We start from the raw sequence: 14,741 nt of genomic DNA on the forward strand, positions 1-14,741 counted from the left end.
TGAGTGTTTTCCATGCAAATTGCTTTGGCGCCCATGGAGGGGTTGGTCGACAACATCCTGCGGGACGTGCTGACCCGGGTCGGTGGTATTGATTGGTGCGTGACCGAGTTCATCCGGGTCAACGACCGCCTGCTGACGCCTGCCTATTTCCACAAACTCGCCCCTGAGTTGCTGCACGGTGCCAAGACCGCTGCCGGCGTGCCGCTGCGTGTGCAGTTACTCGGTTCAGACCCGGTGTGTTTGGCGGAAAACGCCGCCCTGGCGTGTGAGCTGGGCTCTCAGGTGGTTGACCTCAACTTCGGTTGCCCGGCCAAGACCGTGAACAAGTCCCGTGGCGGTGCGGTGCTGCTCAAGGAGCCGGAGCTGCTTAACCAGATCGTCGAACACGTACGGCGTGCGGTGCCGGCACATATTCCCGTCACGGCCAAGATGCGCCTGGGCTTCGACAGCCCCGACGGTGCCCTGGTGTGCGCCACGGCCCTGGCCGAAGGCGGCGCAGCGCATATCGTGGTGCATGCCCGCACCAAGGCTGACGGCTACAAACCTCCGGCGCACTGGGAGTGGATCCCGCGTGTGCAAGAGGTGGTCAAGGTGCCAGTGTTCGCCAACGGTGATATCTGGAGCGTTGAAGACTGGCGGCGGTGTCGCGAAATCAGCGGTGTCGAAGACATCATGCTCGGTCGCGGCCTGGTGGCCCGTCCCGACCTGGCCCGGCAGATTGCTGCCGCGCGGGCCGGGGAAGAGGTGGTCGAGATGACTTGGGCGCAGATGCAACCCATGCTCCAGGAATTCTGGCGGCAATCCGTTGAGCAATTGACCGAGCGCCAGGCGCCGGGACGCTTGAAGCAATGGCTGGCGATGCTGACCCGCAACTATCCCGAAGCAGTTGAACTATTTACGCTGATGCGGCGGGAAACCGACCTGGAGCAGGTAGGACGATTGTTAGGGGTGCCTGATTCGGTTGCGCTGCAAAATTGAGTACATATATATAAGCGTTTCAATCCAGTAGGAAAGGGTGCCGTGGGCGCCCTTTTTTTTGCTTGAAATAAGGCCGCGGATCGTTAACAGCGAGTGTTTGTGGGCACGTGACTAGAGCTTTTTGATTGCTTTATATATGTGAGCAAGTTTCTTGTTTGCTACAGAGTCTTGCGGTGTCAGCGGCGCATATTTTTAAGTTTTGTTAGTTGGAGTATGAGGGGCGCGCGCAATAACACAGATATGAATGACTGGCGTGGGTGAGTGATTTCATCAATTTGCCTTAACGGCTGACTGTTGCCTGATATATCCATTTTGCCCACGGCGACCACCGGGTAAGCATGATGTTTTACGGAAAGTCCATAGGATAAAGTCTCTATTTTCATTTGATTTCCTTATGTGAAGGCCGATTTTCGGAACCCGATGCTCGCAACACCCACGAAAGTAGGGAGTGTGCAGCACTCGGGTTTGTTTCCAGTCCAGAACCTGGACGGTCTGTTTGCAGACCGCTGAAGGAGTTTTGGCAATCACTGAATAAGGATTTGTTTATGTCTAATTTGTCGGTCAATAATTTCCCTCGCTTGACTAATGACTTCAATCAGCAGAATGCAGACCTGCCAAAGTCTGTCGACAAGAGCGCCGGCGAAATCCGGGCGAATACGCCCGGCACAGTATTGAAAAACAATCCCGCCGTGGTGACGGATGGAACCGTCACCTTCAACAAGGATGCACTCGAGAAGTTGTTCGAGTTGTTTGAATATGCATTCAAGGCCATACGGAACATGCTGTCCGGGCAGGGCGGGATGCCCAAGTTGGTACCCGATGCTGGCCCGCTGCCTAAACCCGAAAAGAGTAGCGATACTCCGGTGAAGGATAAGGCGGACAGTAAATCGAATGTGCCGGACACTGCGGCCAAGGACAAGGCGGGGACTGACTCGCAAGTGCCGAACACTGTAGCCAAGGACAAAGCCGAAACCAACTCGCCGGCATTGAACACTGCACTCAAGGACAAGTCCGGGACCAACCCTGAGGTGTCGGTACAGAAAGACAAGCCAGCAAACAATCCAGCGGTCCCGAGTTCCGAGGTTAAGGTAACGCCTAAACCCCTGCCAGAACCCCGCAGGCCAGACCCCGCATCGGGCAAGGACGTGCAGCCGAACAGCCGGAGCAGTTCCGACGTGAACGTCACGGTCCAAGTGATGAACTGCCATTGCCCTCACCCGGATGCAACGAAGCCGGTCCCGCCAAAGCCCGATGCACCGGTCCCGCCGAAGGCCGACGTGCCGGTTCCGCCGAAGCCCGATGCACCGGTCCCGCCTAAGCCTGATGCACCGGTTCCGCCGAAGCCCGATGCACCGGTCCCGCCGAAGCCAGACGTGCCGGTTCCGCCAAAGCCCGATGCACCGGTCCCGCCGAAGGCCGACGTGCCGGTTCCGCCGAAGCCAGACGCTCCGGTCCCACCGAAGCCGGATGCGCCTAAACCAGATGCTCCGAAGCCGGATAAGCCGGAGCCGGACATCACTTCGCCAGGGCCGTCTGAGGATTTCTTTGAGTTCGAAACCAGCGGCAGGCGTCGAGCGTTCGACAACGACTGGCGGTTTAATCCCGGCCGCCGGATAAGCAGGTAAGTCGGCCACTTCCTCAGTTTTTTTCAACAAGGCGCTCCCGATAAAAAACGTCGGGGGGCCCTTGATGAAGGATGGTTATATGTCTTGTTCAGAAATCAATAATGCGGGCGCGGTCAGAAACTATTATCAACATTCGCAAACCGGCAACACACCAGGAAGATCGGTTCCCGTGCAGCCGGTATTCGTTAATAACCAGGTCCTCTCATCGTTCGGTAATAACGATCAAAGTACGGTTGGGAACACAGCCAGCGACACCCCGCTGTTAGCAAAGCTCCTCGAACTGTTCACCCAGTTTTTTACACAGTTGCAAGGCCTGCTGGCGGGCAAGGAACTGGCGAATACAGTGGCGACCAAGGTAACGCCTGCGCCCCCGCCGGCAGTGCTGCCCAAGCCGGATGCACCCCTGCCGGATCCAACACCGCAGCCGCTTCCTGATCTGTCCGATAAGCGCAACGGCGCCAAGCCGGCAAATATATGGAACGGTTTTCGCCAGGGCCCTGACGGTAATTGCGTGACCATTTCGGCGATCAAGGCGGCGATGGCGAAGTTCGGTCAAAGCCCGACCGATATCTTCAAGTCTGTTCAAGCCAAGGGTGATGGCTATCACATTGTCATGCGTGACGGGTACGCGCTGGATTTGAGCAAGGATGAATTGGCCCAAGCCAGGCGTGGCTCGAAGTTTGTCCCGATGCGCGATCCCGGCATGCTCAAGGATGCGCACTTTCTATTTGCCGTCAGCGCCAAGCGAGCGATGCTGGAAAACAATGACGGGACTGCAGGCAGGAGCTTTCAATCCGCGATAAACAGCCTCAACGACGGTGAGGACGAAACGGGGCCCGGGGAAGGCTTCAAGCGTCTGGGCTTGCGCCAGCATATGAAAGAAGTTCCGGTCAGTGCGTTTGCTGATAAATCATTGATCGGTATGGTCAACAGGAGCAGGCACTCTGTAGCAGTGGTTGATGGGTGTGAGGAGATGTATGGGACTAAAGCGGGAAGACCGCGGTTTGGACGGGCTATTGCATTGGTTGGCTAACGGGCCGTCCATAAAACAATAAGAAGATGATCGTTGCTGCGCAACACGTTAAATCTATAACTAGATCTTGTTGAACTTATTATCTGACTGAGTGCAGTTCATCGCGTGCAGAAAATACTGTATGCCGTGTTCATGCACTTTCTTTTTATGCCTGAGCGCAGTGCACAAGTGGCAGCGTTACCACGGGCTGTTGTGTGTTCGCCCTTTAAAGGAGTGCTCCATGATTACGATGAATACGGGTTATGCAATGAGTACGGCGGTCCATCATCCTGCGCGTGTATACGGGGGTGAAAATAAATCCGTCGACAGTGTAAGTACTTTGAATTCTACCGAGCGACAGTTCGGTGAGCATTTTGATACGAGCAGCCATTCTGCTGTTATCCAGATGATGATATCGACCTTCGGTCCTGCGCGCGCTGATCTATTTGATGAAGTAAAGCGCGTTGGCTCGGGGTATGACGTTACGCTGAAAGACGGTTATAAGTTGCATGTTGCCGATCATGAAGTGCATGGCACTGCCTCAGCGTCGAGATTTGTCGGTGGTGATGCCAGTACAGTGGAAAACGCGAATTTCGCATTGGCTGTCTTCGTCAAGCGCAAACAATTGTCCAGTTCCGACAGCCGTATCAGCAGCAGCTTTAACGCGGCCTTGACCACGTCCTTACAAGGTGAGACTGCATCGAACCTGCTCAAGGGCATGGGCATGGGCCGTTTTATGCAGCAGATCCCTTCGGAGCAACTCGTCGGCAAGAACTCTGTCGGCGTCATGGAGGCGCATAACTTCGGTGCCGCGCTGATTCGGGATGGGGTGGCGCATCGGTTTGACCGTCAATATCGCCCCGACCGTCCCTACGTCTACGTGCTGGACAAGGAGGGGCAAACGGCTAAGCCGGTCAAGCGGGATGTGCCGGTTGCTCCGGTCGATGTTCCCCTCGTCGATACGCCGTCCACCCGGCGTGGCCGCAAGCCCGTTGACATTCTCAGCGGATTTAACGCGGCCGAGCGAGGATTCGGTGAGGTTGTTGATGGCAGCAGCCATGCCTGCGTCATAAAAATGATGATGATGAGGTTTGGTCCAGACGCCACGGATATGTTCGAGAAAGTCACCCCGGCGGGAGACGGTTATGACATCACGATGAAGGACGGTTTCGAACTGCATTTTTCCCGGCAAGAGTTGCAGCAAGCGACCACGGCCTCGCGTTTCGCTGGGAACAACCCCGACGCGGTGAAGCAGGCCAACTTCATGCTGGCGGCGTACACGAAGCGCAAGCAGATGACCCGCGGTGACCAGGCCCCTGGGGCATCGTTTGAAAAGGTTTTATCGAACACGCTCAAAGGCGATACGGAATACCGCGTGTTGAAGGGCTTGGGCATGACTGGCTTCTTGCGCATCGTGCCACCCGCCAAGATGCAGGAGCAGGGCGCGGTGGGGGTGGTCAGTACTTTTGGCTATTCGAGTGCCTTGGTACTGGATGGCCTGCAGCACAGCAATGGTGACAAGCCATCTATCGTCAAATCTTATGGCTACATGCTCGCCGAGGAGGTACCGGACGGAGTGCCCGTTGGTTCAAGCTCGCGGCCCCCGCCTATTTCCAATGTACCGGTCGGGGTCAAGCCAGGGGATATCTGGAGTGGATTCTATCAAGGTGTCGAGGGGAACTGTGTCACGGTATCGGCGATCAAGGCGGCGATGATGAAGTATGGGCAAAGTCCCCGGGGCATCTATAAAAACATCACCGAGACCCGCGACGGTTATACCGTGACGATGCGCGATTCCAGCAAGGTGAGCTTGACCCATGCAGAACTGAAAACAGCCCGGGAACACTCGAATTTCAAAGGCACCGACGCCGGCCTGCTCAAGGATGCGAATTTCCTGTACGCCGTCAGCGCCAAGCGGGCGCAAATGGAGAACCACGAGTTTCGTGCCGGCGAGAGTTTTGAAGCGGCGATGAGCACGCTCAATGATGGCGAGACCCCTGGTGATGCACTGCGGCGTCTGGGTTTGTTCGCCTTTACCCGAAGCAGCAGCGTCCAGGCGCTGGCAGATGGTGCAACCGGCACGTTGGCGAACTTCATGCATTCTGTTGTCGTCGTTGATGGGGCTTTTGATGATTACGGGTATAAACACCCACTGAAATCATCAAGCTGGATGGATGAAGAGGGCACCGCGCTAACGCTGGTTTAGGTTTAAAGGTGCAGAGTTTGAGAAACACAGGCCACGAGATCTCGTGGTCTTTTTTCTGCGCGCAGAAAAGACAAGTCCGATGGTGGCCGGCTGCATATGCCTTGCAATCTGTGTCCGCATACGTAGTTGGCCTCGGCTACTCTCATCGACTCTGGAACCTCCTGCTCATGGATGAAATTCAACAGCATTGGCTGTATGCCCTGTCTGCTCCCATGGTGTCCATCAACCCTGGCGCCGGTTATCTCGAGGCGCCGCCCAGCAGCGCCGGGGAGTGCTTTGCATCCTGCATGGTAGGTGTGTCCGAAAATGGAAAGCACCTGAATCTACAGGCTCAAAAAGCAGCTGCCCATCAGGAAAATCCGGTGCGACTTATTCCGATGAAGTGGCCTGGGGCATTCGCTTCAGTACCTGCCTGAACCCTTCCACCGGCAAGGGCCGACTGTGCAGATACCCCTGATACAAATGACACCCAAGCCCCTGCAAAAACGCCAGTTGCTCAGGGGTTTCCACACCTTCGGCAATGACGTCCAGGTTCAAGCTGCGCGCCATGGCCACAATGGCACGGATGATCTCCGCATCGTTGGGGTCATGGGTGGCGTCGCGCACAAACGACTGGTCGATCTTCAGCGCATCCACCGGCAGGCGCTTGAGGTAGGTCAGCGACGAATAGCCGGTGCCGAAATCATCCATCGCAAAACTCACGCCGAGCTTTTTCAGGCGGCGCATTTTGCTGATGGTGTCGTCCAGATTCTGGATCACGATGCCTTCGGTGATCTCCAGCTTCAGCAGGGTATAAGGCAGGTGGTGGGTGCGCAGGCTGCGTTCTACCCGTTCGACAAAATCATTCTGGCGAAACTGCCGCGGGCTGATGTTGACGCACAGGCTGAAGTTCAGTGGATCTACCAGCCCTTCGGCAATCAACTGCGCGAAGGTGCTGCAGGCTTCGTCGAGGATCCAGGTGCCCACTTCAAGGATCAGGCCGCTGTCTTCCAGGACCTTGATGAATTCCGTCGGGGACTGTGCGCCCAACTGCGGATGTTGCCAGCGCACCAGGGCCTCGGCGCCGACGATGGTGTTGCCGCGCGCATCCACCTGGGGTTGGTAATGCACGCTGAACTCACCGCGGGACAGGGCCAGGCGCAGGTCGGTTTCCATGCGCAGCCGCTCGCTGGCGGTTTTCTGCATGCTGTTGTGGAACATCTGGATGGTGTTGCGCCCTGAATCCTTGGCCCGGTACAGGGCGATGTCGGCGCGCTTGAGCAAATCTGCCGGGGTTGAGCCGTGATCGGGGATCAGCGCCACACCGATGCTCGGGGTGACTTGCAGGCGGTGGCCATCCAGGAACATCGGTTCGGATAACAGTTCGCGCAGGGTATCGGCCAGCTCCTGGACCTGAGTGCTGACTTGCGGGCGCGTGCCTTCCAGGCCGCTGAGCAGCACCACAAACTCATCGCCGCCCAGGCGTGCCACGGTGTCTTCCATGCGCACACTGGCTTCAAGGCGTGCAGTGACGATCTTCAGCACCGTGTCGCCGACCGGGTGGCCGAGGGAATCGTTGATGTGCTTGAAATGGTCCAGGTCAAGAAACAGCAGGGCGCCCCGCAGGTTGTGGCGCTTGAGCAGGGCGATCTGCTGGCTCAGGCGGTCCATCAGCAGGGCGCGGTTGGGCAGGTTGGTCAGCGGGTCGTGATAGGCCAGGTGGCGAATCTGCGCCTGGGCGTTTTTCAGCAGGCTGACGTCCCGGGCGGTCAGCAACAGGCAGGGGGTTTCATTGAGGGTGATGGGCTCCACCGACACTTCAACCGCCAGCACTTCGCCGCGCTTGTTGTGCCAGAGCATTTCCAGGTGATGAATGCGGCCCTTGATCTGCAACTCGGCCAATAACGCCGCGCGCTGGTTTTCATCGGCCCAGATGCCGATCTGGTACAGCGTCAGGCCGATCGCTTCTTCGGCGCGGTAGCCGGTGAGGCGGCAGAAACCGTCATTGACCTCCACGTAGCGCCCGGTATCGCGCTCGGTGATCGACACCGCATCGGGGCTGGAATGAAAGGCCTTGGCGAACTTCTCTTCGCTGGCCTTGAGCGCCGCTTCCGAGCGCTGTTGTTGGGTGATGTCCCGCAGGGTGGTGACGATGCAGGGTTGGTCGCTGACCTGGATCAGGCGGCTGGATATCACACAGTTCAGGGTCTGGCCGTTCTTGTGATGAACGGTGATTGCCACGTTGCTCAGGGATTGTTCGCGGATCACCTGCTCGATGCGCTGCAGGCGTTGGCTGGACTCCTCCCACAAGCCGATCTGCTCGGCGTTGTTGTTGAGCACCTCGGCGGCGGTCCAGCCGAAGGTCTGGGTGAAGGCCGGGTTGATCTCGATAAACTGGCCGGTCTCCAGGCGCGTCACGCAGATTGGGTCGGGGCTGGCGAGGAACAGGCTGGCGAATTTTTCTTCGGATGCGATCAGGCGCTGCTCACGTTCAACCTGGTCGGTGATGTCGAGCAGGGTCCCGGCCATTCGCAACGGTACGCCCGTGTCATCGCGATACAGGCGGGCGCGGCTTTCCAGGTAGCGCGAACTGCCGTCTTCCAGTTGCACGCGGTAGGTCAGTTGGTAGTTGCCCGCCGGGCCTTCGCGCAGGGTGCGGTAGGCGTTGCGCATGCTCTCGCGCTCTTCCTGGGGCATGCCTTCAAAGAAGGCCTCGAAGGATTCGTGGAACGGTTGGGGTTCCAGCCCGTGCAATTGGGCGGCGCGGGCCGAGCCATAGAGCATGCCGCTGGGGATGTGCCAGTCCCAGGTGCCCAGTTGCGCCGAGTCCAGGGCCAGGTCCAGGCGTTCCTGGCTGTCCTTGAGGGCCTGCTCGGCATTCTTGCGCTCGGTGGTGTCGAGGAAGGTGCTGATCAGGTAGTCCTCGCCGTCCAGCTCGACTTTCTGGGCGCTGAGGGTGCCATCGTGGACCTGCCCGTTGCTGGCGCGAAACTGCACTTCCATGGTGATGGGGGCGCCTTTGCGCTGGGTGGCCTTGACCAGATGCGCGCGTTGTTCGGGGTGTACCCAGAGGCCCAGCTCCAATGTGCTGCGGCCAATGGCATCGGCCAACGGCCAGCCGAACAGGCTTTCGAAATACTGGTTGGCTTCGCTGATCAGGCCGTCCGCCTGGCGGGTCAGCAGGACCATCAGCGGGCACAAATGGAACAGGGTGGCGAAGCGCTTTTCCGAATGGCTGAGGGCGTGTTCGCGCTCGCGCTGGTGGGTGATTTCGCGGATCACCCCGATCATTCGCCGACGCCCGGCCTTGTCCGGTAGCAGGCTGCCGTTGATTTCCAGCCAGTGCAGGCTGCCATCGGGCCATTGGATACGGTGGTGCATGGCCTGGACAGCGGGTTCGCCGGCCAGCACCGCATGAAAGGCCCGGACCACCTTGGCGCGGTCCTCGGGGGCCAGCAGGTCCAGGTACTCCAGGTCTTCAGGCAGCGGCTGGCGCGGGTCGAAGCCGAACAGGGCCTGAGTGCCTCGGGACCAGCTGATCCGGCCGGTATCGATTTCCCAGCTCCAGGCGCCCAGCCGGGCAGCGTTGAGCGCCGCCAGCAGTTGCGGCGCGCTGTCCCAGCTTTGCTCCGCCTCCTGTGGGTCCAGGGCGTAGATGCGGGGCAGGGGTGGCACGGTATCGACGGGGTTGCGCATTATCAAAGGGCCTTGGCTCGATGGGCGTTCGGCGCGGGTTCCACGGTCTACGGGCCACGGCGATTCAAGCCTGATTCCCTGGCAGATCGACCTGTGCATCCAATAGGCTCATGAAAGCCCGCGCAGCGTTCGACAGCGTCCTTTCGGTGTGCACGATATAGCCTAGCTGGCGACTGAGCTGTATGCCCGGCAAAGCGATGCGTGCCACCTGGTCATCGAGCATGGTGCGCGGCAATACGCTCCAGGCAAGGCCAATGGAGACCATCATCTTGATGGTTTCCAGGTAGTTGGTGCTCATGGCGATGTTTGGCGTCAGGCCCTGGGCCTCGAACAGCCGCTGCACGATATGGTGGGTAAAGGTGTTGCCGCCGGGAAACACCGCCGGGTGCCGGGCGATGTCCGCCAGGCTGACGCTGCCGTTGCTGATCAGGCTGTGTTCCGGCGCCACCACGAAATCCAGCGGGTCGTCCCACACCGGGGTGGCCCGCACCAGCGTGTGGGGCTCCGGCGCCAGGGTGATTACGGCCACTTCGGCGCGGCCATGGAGGATTTCTTCGTAGGCCACTTCCGAATCGAGAAACTGAATATCCAGGGCGACGTTCGGGTATTCCCGGGTAAACGTTCGCAGTACGGGCGGCAGGCGATGCAGGCCGATGTGATGGCTGGTGGCCAGGGTGAGACGACCGCTGACCTCGCCGGTCAGGTTGGTCAGGGCGCGGCGGGTGTCGTCCAGTACATTGAGAATCTGATACGCCCGGGGCAGCAGCGCCCTTCCGGCTTCGGTGAGGCCGACTTCACGCCCCAGCCGGTCGAACAGGCGCACCTTTAATTGTTGCTCCAGGCCGGCGATGCGCTTGCTGATGGCCGGTTGGGTCAGGTGCAGGCGTTCACCGGCACCGGAGAAGCTGCCGGTCTCGGCGATGGCGATAAAGGCATTGAGGTTGGCCAGGTCCATTGTGCTATTCCAGTTGGTAATCCAAAGCATAAAAAATATGAATTTGAGTTATTTAATGTAGCGCCATACCATCAGCCTCACAAGCCAAAGGGTTATTGAATCGTTCAAGGCCCGGGGCATAGAAACACCTGATGAGGACCGCGTGATGGCCGGCAAAACGCTTTACGACAAGCTTTGGGATTCCCATGAAGTGAAACGGCGCGATGATGGGTCGTCGCTGATCTACATCGACCGTCACATCATCCATGAAGTGACCTCGCCCCAAGCGTTCGAAGGCCTGCGACTGGCCGGGCGCAAGCCTTGGCGCGTCGACTCGATCATCGCCACCCCGGACCACAACGTGCCGACCACCCCGGAGCGTAAAGGCGGGATCGACGCCATCGTCGACACCGTGTCGCGCCTCCAGGTGCAGACCCTCGATGATTACTGCGACGAATACGGCATCACCGAATTCAAGATGAATGACGTGCGCCAGGGCATCGTTCACGTGATCGGCCCGGAGCAGGGCGCTACCTTGCCCGGCATGACCGTGGTCTGCGGCGACTCCCACACCTCTACCCACGGGGCGTTTGGCGCCCTGGCCCACGGTATTGGTACCTCCGAGGTGGAACATGTATTCGCCACCCAGTGCCTCGTCGCCAAGAAAATGAAGAACATGTTGGTGTCGGTGGAAGGTGAGTTGCCTTTCGGCGTCACTGCCAAGGACATCGTCCTCGCCGTGATCGGCAAGATCGGCACCGCCGGCGGTAACGGCCACGCCATCGAATTCGCCGGCAGCGCGATTCGCGACCTGTCCATCGAAGGCCGCATGACCATCTGCAACATGTCCATCGAAGCCGGTGCCCGTGTGGGCATGGTAGCGGCGGACGAAAAGACCATTGCCTACGTCAAGGGTCGCCCATTCGCACCGAGCGGTGCCGATTGGGACGCCGCAGTCGAAGCCTGGAAAGACCTGGTGTCCGACGCCGATGCCGTATTCGACACCGTGGTCACCCTCGACGCCGCCCAGATCAAGCCGCAAGTCAGCTGGGGCACCTCGCCGGAAATGGTGTTGGCCGTTGACCAGAACGTGCCGGACCCGGCCAAGGAAACCGACCTGGTCAAGCGTGGTTCCATCGAGCGCGCCTTGAAGTACATGGGCTTGAAAGCCAATCAGGCGATTACCGACATCCAGTTGGATCGCGTGTTCATTGGCTCCTGCACCAACTCGCGGATCGAGGATTTGCGCGCTGCGGCGGTGATCGCCAAGGGCCGCAAAGTCGCCTCCACCATCAAGCAGGCGATCGTGGTGCCAGGTTCGGGCCTGGTCAAGGCCCAGGCTGAAGCCGAAGGCCTCGACAAGATCTTCCTCGAAGCCGGTTTTGAATGGCGCGAGCCGGGTTGCTCGATGTGCCTGGCGATGAACCCGGACCGTTTGGAGTCGGGCGAGCATTGCGCGTCCACCTCCAACCGTAACTTCGAAGGGCGTCAGGGCGCCGGTGGCCGTACCCACCTCGTCAGCCCGGCCATGGCTGCTGCGGCTGCCGTCAACGGTCGTTTCATCGACGTTCGCGAATTGATCTGAGGAATACCCGATGAAAGCTTTTACTCAACACACCGGTTTAGTCGCGCCGTTGGACCGTGCCAACGTGGACACCGACCAGATCATTCCCAAGCAGTTCTTGAAATCGATCAAGCGCACCGGTTTTGGTCCGAACCTGTTCGACGAGTGGCGCTACCTGGACGTGGGCTACGCCTACCAGGACAACTCCAAGCGCCCGCTGAACAAGGACTTTGTGCTCAACGCCGAGCGTTACCAGGGTGCCAGTGTGTTGCTCGCCCGGGAAAACTTCGGTTGCGGCTCCAGCCGTGAGCACGCGCCGTGGGCCCTGGAAGAATATGGCTTTCGCAGCATCATCGCGCCGAGCTACGCCGACATCTTCTTCAACAACAGCTTCAAGAACGGCTTGCTGCCGATCATCTTGAGCGATGCCGAAGTGGATGAGTTGTTCCAGCAGGTGGAAGCCGATGTGGGCTACCAGTTGACCATCGACCTGGCGGCGCAGACCGTGACCCGTCCGGACGGCAAGGTGTATCACTTTGAAGTGGACGCCTTCCGCAAGCACTGCCTGATCAATGGCCTGGACGACATCGGCCTGACCTTGCAGGACGGCGATGCGATTGCCGCGTTTGAAACCAAACACCGGGCCAGCCAGCCTTGGTTGTTTCGCGACGCTTGATTCCATGTAGACCGGACTGGCCCCTTCGCGAGCAAGCCCGCTCCCACATTTGATTGCATTTCAACTGAAGGAACTCGGTCGAATGTGGGAGCGGGCTTGCTCGCGAAAGGGCCAGCAACAGCAACACAAAAACCAGGGACATCATCATGACCAGCACTGCCCACACCCAAGTCGTGCAAAAACAATTCGGCGAACAGGCCTCGGCCTACCTGAGCAGCGCAGTACATGCTCAAGGCACCGAGTTCGCGCTGCTCCAGGCCGAACTGGCCGGGCAGGGCGCTGCACGACTGCTGGACCTGGGTTGCGGCGCCGGTCACGTGAGTTTCAACGTGGCACCGTTGGTTAAAGAAGTGGTGGCGTACGACCTGTCCCAACAGATGCTTGACGTGGTCGCCGCCGCTGCCGTGGACCGTGGCCTGGACAACATCCGCACCGTGCACGGCGCCGCCGAGCGCCTGCCGTTTGCCGATGGCGAATTCGACTTCGTGTTCAGCCGCTACTCGGCGCACCATTGGAGCGACCTGGGCCTGGCCCTGCGTGAAGTGCGCCGGGTGCTCAAACCGGGTGGCGTGGCCGCTTTCGTGGACGTCTTGTCACCGGGCAGCCCGCTGTTGGACACTTACCTGCAAACCGTCGAAGTGCTGCGCGACACCAGCCACGTGCGTGACTATTCCGCCGGCGAGTGGATGCGCCAGCTCAGCGAAGCCGGTTTGCATGTGCGCAACAGCAGCCGCCAGCGCCTGCGCCTGGAATACACCTCGTGGGTCGAGCGCATGCGCACCCCAGAGGTATTGCGTGCCGCGATCCTGGAGCTGCAAAAGGCAATGGGCCAGGAAGTGCGCGATTATTTCGAGATTCAAGCCGACGGCACCTTCAGCACCGACGTGCTGGTGGTGTGGGCCGAACGCTGATTAATTTTTCCCGACCTGCCCACGGGCGGGTCGCTTGATGAAATGAGGAACGCATGAGCAAGCAGATTCTGATTCTCCCTGGCGACGGCATTGGTCCGGAAATCATGGCCGAAGCGGTCAAGGTGCTGGAAGTGGCTAACGCCAAGTACAGCCTGGGCTTCGAACTGAGCCACGACGTGATCGGCGGCGCGGCCATCGACAAGCACGGCGTGCCTCTGGCCGACGAAACCCTGGAGCGTGCCCGCGCAGCCGACGCCGTGCTGCTGGGCGCCGTGGGTGGCCCGAAGTGGGACAAGATCGAGCGTGACATCCGCCCTGAGCGCGGCCTGCTGAAGATCCGTGCGCAACTGGGCCTGTTCGGCAACCTGCGCCCGGCGATCCTTTACCCGCAACTGGCGGACGCTTCCAGCCTCAAGCCGGAAATCGTCGCGGGCCTGGACATCCTGATCGTCCGCGAACTGACCGGCGGTATCTACTTCGGCTCGCCACGGGGCGTGCGCGAGTTGGAGAATGGCGAGCGTCAGGCCTACGACACCCTGCCGTACAGCGAGAGTGAAATCCGCCGTATCGCCCGTGTCGGTTTCGACATGGCCCGTGTGCGTGGCAAGAAGGTCTGCTCGGTGGACAAGGCCAACGTATTGGCGTCCAGCCAGCTGTGGCGTGAAATCGTCGAAGAAGTCGCCAAGGACTACCCGGACGTCGAGCTGAGCCACATGTACGTCGACAACGCCGCCATGCAGCTGGTGCGTGCACCGAAGCAGTTCGACGTGATCGTCACCGACAACCTGTTCGGCGACATCCTGTCCGACCAGGCCTCGATGCTTACCGGTTCCATCGGCATGCTGCCGTCGGCCTCCCTGGATGCCAACAACAAGGGCATGTACGAGCCGTGCCACGGTTCGGCGCCGGACATCGCCGGGCAGGGCATTGCCAACCCGTTGGCGACCATTTTGTCGGTGTCGATGATGCTGCGTTACAGCTTCAACCTGACCGACGCCGCGGATGCCATCGAGCAGGCCGTGAGCCTGGTGCTCGACCAGGGCCTGCGCACTGGCGACATCTGGTCCCAGGGTTGCACCAAGGTCGGTACGCAAGAAATGGGCGACGCAGTAGTCGCCGCGCTGCGGAATCTGTAATCTCTCGGGCCCGCTTGCAGATGT

At 59.7% G+C, this 14,741-nt stretch carries 11 protein-coding genes; 8 read left to right on the forward strand and 3 right to left on the reverse strand.

Annotated features, from left to right (window positions below):
• The first annotated feature begins 12 nt into the window (after positions 1 to 12).
• Positions 13 to 978, forward strand: coding sequence for a tRNA-dihydrouridine synthase (locus HX821_RS11780; protein ID WP_003214454.1), 966 nt, complete (start codon positions 13 to 15; stop codon positions 976 to 978).
• Positions 979 to 1,154: 176 nt separating this feature from the next.
• On the opposite strand, the gene HX821_RS11785 is transcribed toward HX821_RS11780, so the two are convergent.
• Positions 1,155 to 1,361 carry a hypothetical protein gene (locus tag HX821_RS11785; RefSeq protein WP_134326072.1) on the reverse strand — a complete coding sequence of 69 codons (207 nt, stop codon included), beginning with the start codon at positions 1,359 to 1,361 and terminating at the stop codon, positions 1,155 to 1,157.
• Between the two features lie 162 nt (positions 1,362 to 1,523).
• Here HX821_RS11785 and HX821_RS11790 point away from each other — a divergent pair, with 162 nt between their 5' ends.
• The 3 genes from HX821_RS11790 to HX821_RS11800 all read left to right on the forward strand — a co-directional run bounded on the left by HX821_RS11790 (position 1,524) and on the right by HX821_RS11800 (position 5,821).
• Positions 1,524 to 2,603 carry an adhesin gene (locus tag HX821_RS11790; RefSeq protein ID WP_177035787.1) on the forward strand — a complete coding sequence of 360 codons (1,080 nt, stop codon included), beginning with the start codon at positions 1,524 to 1,526 and terminating at the stop codon, positions 2,601 to 2,603.
• 64 nt (positions 2,604 to 2,667) lie between these two features.
• Positions 2,668 to 3,636 (forward strand): hypothetical protein, encoded by a 969-nt coding sequence (locus tag HX821_RS11795; RefSeq protein ID WP_256344218.1) that lies wholly within the window; start codon positions 2,668 to 2,670, stop codon positions 3,634 to 3,636.
• 220 nt (positions 3,637 to 3,856) lie between these two features.
• Positions 3,857 to 5,821, forward strand: coding sequence for a hypothetical protein (locus HX821_RS11800; protein WP_177035788.1), 1,965 nt, complete (start codon positions 3,857 to 3,859; stop codon positions 5,819 to 5,821).
• A gap of 369 nt (positions 5,822 to 6,190) precedes the next feature.
• On the opposite strand, the gene HX821_RS11805 is transcribed toward HX821_RS11800, so the two are convergent.
• Together HX821_RS11805 and HX821_RS11810 are read right to left on the reverse strand one after the other, a co-directional pair.
• Positions 6,191 to 9,496: a bifunctional diguanylate cyclase/phosphodiesterase gene (locus tag HX821_RS11805; RefSeq protein ID WP_003212653.1), complete on the reverse strand. Its 3,306-nt coding sequence runs from the start codon at positions 9,494 to 9,496 to the stop codon at positions 6,191 to 6,193.
• Between the two features lie 64 nt (positions 9,497 to 9,560).
• Positions 9,561 to 10,451 carry a LysR family transcriptional regulator gene (locus tag HX821_RS11810; RefSeq protein ID WP_003212656.1) on the reverse strand — a complete coding sequence of 297 codons (891 nt, stop codon included), beginning with the start codon at positions 10,449 to 10,451 and terminating at the stop codon, positions 9,561 to 9,563.
• A 145-nt stretch (positions 10,452 to 10,596) separates the two neighbouring features.
• Here HX821_RS11810 and leuC point away from each other — a divergent pair, with 145 nt between their 5' ends.
• From leuC to leuB, 4 genes are all read left to right on the forward strand, one after another.
• Positions 10,597 to 12,015, forward strand: a complete 1,419-nt coding sequence (gene leuC, locus HX821_RS11815) for a 3-isopropylmalate dehydratase large subunit (protein WP_003212658.1) — start codon at positions 10,597 to 10,599, stop codon at positions 12,013 to 12,015.
• 10 nt (positions 12,016 to 12,025) lie between these two features.
• Complete coding sequence (gene leuD / locus HX821_RS11820; protein WP_003212660.1) at positions 12,026 to 12,670, forward strand: 3-isopropylmalate dehydratase small subunit; 645 nt, start codon at positions 12,026 to 12,028, stop codon at positions 12,668 to 12,670.
• 146 nt (positions 12,671 to 12,816) lie between these two features.
• Positions 12,817 to 13,581, forward strand: a complete 765-nt coding sequence (locus HX821_RS11825) for a class I SAM-dependent methyltransferase (protein ID WP_003212662.1) — start codon at positions 12,817 to 12,819, stop codon at positions 13,579 to 13,581.
• 53 nt (positions 13,582 to 13,634) lie between these two features.
• A complete protein-coding gene (gene leuB / locus HX821_RS11830; RefSeq protein WP_003212664.1) occupies positions 13,635 to 14,717 on the forward strand; it encodes a 3-isopropylmalate dehydrogenase in 1,083 nt (360 codons plus the stop codon).
• The last annotated feature ends 24 nt before the right edge of the window (positions 14,718 to 14,741 follow it).

The organism is Pseudomonas sp. B6001 (assembly GCF_013386015.1).
Lineage (GTDB): Bacteria > Pseudomonadota > Gammaproteobacteria > Pseudomonadales > Pseudomonadaceae > Aquipseudomonas.